Source organism: Streptomyces sp. MZ04 (genome assembly GCF_004684775.1).
Classification (GTDB): Bacteria; Actinomycetota; Actinomycetes; order Streptomycetales; family Streptomycetaceae; genus Streptomyces.
In genome coordinates this window covers 1-1,309 of the sequence record NZ_SRIC01000574.1, presented here as the reverse complement: position 1 = coordinate 1,309, position 1,309 = coordinate 1, and the positions used below count along the sequence as shown (strand labels likewise).

The following is a 1,309-nucleotide window of genomic DNA, read 5'->3' as shown; positions in this document are numbered from 1 at the left end:
CCCTAGTAGTGCTTCGTTAGGTGTGCCGATCTTGCCTGTTCAGGGGCATGGTGTCGGTATGAGGCCGGGTGAAGTGGAGGGGCTTCGCCGTGACTTGGCGGGGTTCGTTGGTGAGGTGTTTGCCTCGGTGCCGCGGCGGGATCAGCGCCGGTGGGGTGAGTGTTACCTGCGGGGCTTGATGCTGGATGGGCGGCGCAAGTCGATCCAGCCGATGGCCGCCCGTCTGCCGGACGGGAACATGCAGGCCCTGCAGCAGTTCGTGAACCAGTCGCCGTGGGACTGGTTGCCGGTGCGGCAACGGATCGCCGAACGGCTGGTCGAGGCGGTCCGGCCCGAGGTGTGGGTGATCGACGATGTGTCGTTCCCCAAGTGCGGGACGGCGTCGGTGGGGGTGGCCCGCCAGTACTGCGGGGCTCTGGGCAAGCGGGCGAATTGCCAGGTCGCGGTCAGCGTGCACGCCGCAACCGACACCGCCTCCTGCCCGCTGGACTGGCAGTTGTATCTGCCCGAAGAATGGACGAGTGATGCGGCCCGCCGCCGCAGGGCCGGCGTCCCGGACGATGTCACCTATGCCACCAAGACCCAGCTCGCGCTGGACTTGCTGGACCGGCTGGCCGGCTGGGATCTGGCGGCGCCGATCGTGGTCGCCGACTGCGGTTACGGCCGCTCGGTGAGCTTTCGTCTCGCCCTCGAGGACCGCGGCCTGGACTATGTGGTGGCCGTCGAGGCCAAGGAAGTGGCGCATGCGGCCGGTGCCCGGCCGCACCAGCCGGCCTATGGCGGACTGGGCCCGCCGACCCTGCCCCGCTACCGCACGCGACCCGTGACGCTGGCCGAACTGGCCGCCGGGCACGGCGTGTTCAGCGAGGTGTCCTGGCGCCAGGGCAGCAAGGGATCCATGTGCTCGCGCTTCGCGGTCCTGGAGATCCGGCCGGCAGGCAAGCAGTCGTTGCGCCAGGCCCAGGAACAGGGCGGCGGTCACTACGCCTGGGACGGGGTACTGCCGCTGCGGACCCTGCTGGTCGAGCAGGCCGACGCGACAGCGGAGCCGACCGGCTACTGGATCTCCAGCCTGTCCGCCGCCACCCCGATCGAGCGCCTGGTGAGGCTGGCCAAGATGCGCTGGCGGATCGAGCACGACTACCGCGAGCTCAAACACGGTCTGGGACTGGACCACTTCGAGGGCCGCACCTGGCGCGGCTGGCACCACCACGTCACCCTCGTCACCGCCGCCCAAGCCTTCCTCACCCTCCGGCGGCTCGACCCAAAAGCCCGCACACCGGCCTGACCCTCTACCAAGTCCTCGACG

General features: G+C 69.7%; 1 protein-coding gene. It reads left to right on the top strand.

Going from position 1 to position 1,309, the window contains the following annotated elements; all coding sequences use genetic code 11:
- The first annotated feature begins 58 nt into the window (after positions 1-58).
- On the top strand, positions 59-1,288 hold the full coding sequence (locus E2651_RS43230) for an IS701 family transposase (protein WP_135336732.1): 1,230 nt from the start codon (positions 59-61) through the stop codon (positions 1,286-1,288).
- Positions 1,289-1,309: the final 21 nt, after the last annotated feature.